4 protein-coding genes and 2 pseudogenes are annotated in these 3,253 nt (G+C 71.1%); all 6 read left to right on the forward strand.

Annotated elements, in window-relative coordinates; genetic code table 11:
- A partial coding sequence (gene rpmA / locus ACFE86_RS21900) for a 50S ribosomal protein L27 (RefSeq protein ID WP_375457422.1) occupies window positions 1–255 on the forward strand: 255 nt, incomplete at its 5' end.
- Window positions 256–451: 196 nt separating this feature from the next.
- Window positions 452–1,057 (forward strand): GNAT family N-acetyltransferase, encoded by a 606-nt coding sequence (locus tag ACFE86_RS21905; RefSeq protein WP_375457423.1) that lies wholly within the window; start codon window positions 452–454, stop codon window positions 1,055–1,057.
- A 73-nt stretch (window positions 1,058–1,130) separates the two neighbouring features.
- Entirely contained in the window at window positions 1,131–2,159 is a 1,029-nt protein-coding gene (obgE, locus tag ACFE86_RS21910) for a GTPase ObgE (protein WP_375457424.1), read from the forward strand.
- 61 nt (window positions 2,160–2,220) lie between these two features.
- Window positions 2,221–2,421, forward strand: a pseudogene (locus tag ACFE86_RS21915) (type II toxin-antitoxin system VapB family antitoxin); the annotation flags it as partial.
- 64 nt (window positions 2,422–2,485) lie between these two features.
- Window positions 2,486–2,890, forward strand: a complete 405-nt coding sequence (locus ACFE86_RS21920) for a type II toxin-antitoxin system VapC family toxin (RefSeq protein WP_375457425.1) — start codon at window positions 2,486–2,488, stop codon at window positions 2,888–2,890.
- Window positions 2,887–3,253 (forward strand): annotated as a pseudogene (locus ACFE86_RS21925) (glutamate 5-kinase); the annotation flags it as partial. The gene ACFE86_RS21920 and the pseudogene ACFE86_RS21925, both read left to right, overlap by 4 nt.

Consider the following 3,253-nt stretch of genomic DNA (forward strand, 5'->3'; position numbering starts at 1 on the left):
AAAGCAGGCGGCTCGTCCCGCAACGGCCGCGATTCGGCCGGCCAGCGCCTCGGCGTGAAGAAGTTCGGCTCGGAGGCCGTGATTCCGGGCAACATCATCGTGCGCCAGCGCGGCACCAAGTGGCACCCCGGCACCAACGTCGGCATGGGCAAGGACCACACCCTGTTCGCGCTCACCGAGGGCCGGGTCGCGTTTCAGACCAAGCGCGGCCGCGCCTACGTTGCGGTGGTACCCGTAGCCCAGGCGGCAGAGTAGACGGCGGGCGCCTTCAGGCGAAGCAGGCCCCGCCGGTGTCCCACACCGGACCGGCGGACCTGTTTCCCCTCCTCGGCGCTGCGCTCGGGGGTCGGACGGGACGGTCGGGGAGGATGGGGGGCCATCCTCCCCTTCGTCGTCTCGGCGCCACGGTTCTCCGGTATCGATCCGGGTCCGTCGCGCAGGAGCCCGTCCGATGTTCCCCGACCTCACCCGCGACGACGTCTTCCGGATCGAGACCCGCAGCCTGTGGCTGCGCTGGCCGCGGGTGAAGGATGTGGAGGCGATCGTGCGGCTCGCCGGCGCGCACGCGGTCGCCGCGATGACGGCGCGGCTTCCGCAGCCGATCGATCGGGCGGGGATCGAGGCCGCGGTGCTCGACGCGCGGCGCGGCAACGCCGAGGGCGCCGGCCTCGCGATGGCGCTGTCGCTCCGCTCGGAGCCTGCCGGCCTCGTCGGCATGATCGGGATTCAGGCGGATGCGTCGGAGGACGGTCCGCATCTCGGCTACTGGCTCGGCCGGCCGTTCTGGGGGCGGGGGCTGGCCACCGAGGCCGCGACCGCGATCGTCGACGCCTACTTCGCCTATGCCGGCGGCGCGGTGCTGGCCTCGGAGGCGCGGGGCGGGAGCGCGGCCTCGCGCCGGGTGCTGGAGAAGGTCGGCTTCGCGGCGTGCGGGACGGCCGTGCGGTTGTTGCCGGCACGCGGGGACGCGACCGCCATCGACCTGTTCCGCCTCGACCGCGCCGCATGGTCGGCACGGCGCGCGGACGCCTTCGCCGGCCGCGTGCGGGCGGCGTAGATCCCATCGCGTGCTGCGGCACGGGCAGAACCGAGGCGGGCGGCGGCCCACCTCCGAAGAGACGAGCGACACCGTGAAATTCCTCGACGAAGCCAAGGTCTATGTCCGCTCCGGCGACGGCGGCGCCGGATGCGTCGCGTTCCGGCGCGAGAAGTTCATCGAGTTCGGTGGCCCCAACGGCGGCGACGGCGGGCGCGGCGGCGACGTCTGGGTGGAATGCGTCGACGGGCTCAACACCCTGATCGACTACCGCTACCAGCAGCACTTCAAGGCGCGCAAGGGCGAGCACGGCATGGGCTCGAACCGCCACGGCGCCAACGGCGCCGACGTGGTGCTGAAGGTGCCCGCCGGCACGCAGATCCTGGCGGTGGACGGCGAGCACCTGATCGCCGACATGACGCAGGTCGGCCAGCGGGTGCGGCTCGCCAAGGGCGGCAACGGCGGCTTCGGCAACGCCTACTTCACCACCTCGACCAACCGCGCCCCCAAGCACGCCAATCCGGGGCTGGAGGGCACCGAGCAGTGGATCTGGCTGCGCCTCAAGCTCATCGCGGATGCCGGCCTCGTCGGCCTGCCGAACGCCGGCAAGTCGACGTTCCTGGCCACCGTCACCGCGGCCAAGCCGAAGATCGCCGACTACCCCTTCACCACGCTGCATCCGGGGCTGGGCGTCGTGCGCTCGGACGCGCGCGAGTTCGTGCTCGCCGACATCCCCGGCCTGATCGAGGGCGCGCACGAGGGCGTCGGGCTCGGGGACAAGTTTTTGGCCCATGTCGAGCGTTGCCGGGTGCTGCTGCATCTGGTCGACGCCACCTGCGAGCATGCGGGCCGGGCCTACAGGACGGTCCGGCACGAACTGGAGGCCTACGGCGAAGACCTCGCGGGCAAGCCGGAGATCGTGGCGCTCTCCAAGGCCGACGCGCTCGATGCCGACACCCTCAAGGAACAGGTCGCCCGCCTGAAGCGTGCCGCCAAGCGCAAGCCCCTGGTGCTGTCCTCCGCCTCGGGCCAAGGCGTGCCGGAGGCGTTGCGCGCACTCCAGGGCGAGATGGACGCGGCCGCCGAGGCCGCGCGCGTGCCGGAGGCGGCCTGGCAGCCGTGATGACGGCGGTTCCCTGAAGGGCTAAGGTCCGGTCGTTCGCATCTGCAGGGGCGGATCGGTCATGACGAAGCATCTCGACATCCGCAGCGAGGAAGTCTCGCGGCTCGCGAACGCGATTGCTGCGCGCCTCGATATCAGCGTGACGGATACCGTGTTGCGGGCCTTGCGCGAGTTCGGTTCGCGCCTTGAACAGCACGACGAACTCACCCCGAGTCAGCAGCAGGAATACGACGCGCTGCGTGCGATCGCCCGTGAGGCGTCGGCGCACAGGGTCCCCGGTGCACCTCGGATCATTCGGACATGTACGACGAGTACGGCCTGCCGATATGATCGCGCTGGACAGCTCGGCTGTCGTCGCCATCGCGCTCTCCGAGCCCGAGGAACCCGCCTTCAGCCGCGCCATCGCGATCGAGCACGCCATCGTCGGTGCGCCGACGATGGTCGAAGTCTGCATGGTGCTGGGTCCCCGGTTGTCTCACGCCGCCGGCAAATTCCTCACCGATCTCGGAAACAGGCCATCGGTGACGATCGTTGCCTTCGACGCGGCGATGTACGAACTCGCCCGAGCGGCCTTTGCCCGTTTCGGCAAAGGTAGCGGCCACCCGGCTGAGCTCAACTTCGGCGACTGCATGTCCTATGCGGTCGCGAAGGCTCATGGCGTCCCGCTGCTGTTCAAGGGCCGCGACTTCATCCACACGGACATCGAGCCCGCGTACAAACCCGTCCCATGACCCCGTCCCTCGAACACTTCCGCCGGGTCGTCATCAAGGTCGGCTCGGCGCTGCTGGTCGACCGGGTCCGCGGGCGGCTGCGGCATGCGTGGCTGGCCGCGCTCGCCGAGGACATCGCCGAGCTGCACGCCCGCGGCGTCGACGTGCTGGTGGTGTCGTCGGGCAGCATCGCGCTGGGGCGCACCGTGCTCGGCTTCGCGCCGGGCGCGCTGCGGCTGGAGGAGAGCCAGGGCGCGGCCTCCGTCGGGCAGATCGCGCTGGCGCGGCACTGGGCCGAGGCGCTCGGCCACCACGGCATCGTCGCCGGGCAGATCCTGGTGACGCCGCAGGACACCGAGGAGCGCCGCCGCTACCTCAACGCGC

This window comes from uncultured Methylobacterium sp. (assembly GCF_964244095.1).
GTDB lineage: Bacteria > Pseudomonadota > Alphaproteobacteria > Rhizobiales > Beijerinckiaceae > Methylobacterium.

What these genes read in the sequence shown, in the direction of transcription:
- ACFE86_RS21905 (WP_375457423.1), top strand. Translation starts at nt 452, where the DNA reads ATGTTCCCCGACCTCACCCGCGACGACGTCTTCCGGATCGAGACCCGC.
- ACFE86_RS21920 (WP_375457425.1), top strand. Translation starts at nt 2,486, where the DNA reads ATGATCGCGCTGGACAGCTCGGCTGTCGTCGCCATCGCGCTCTCCGAG.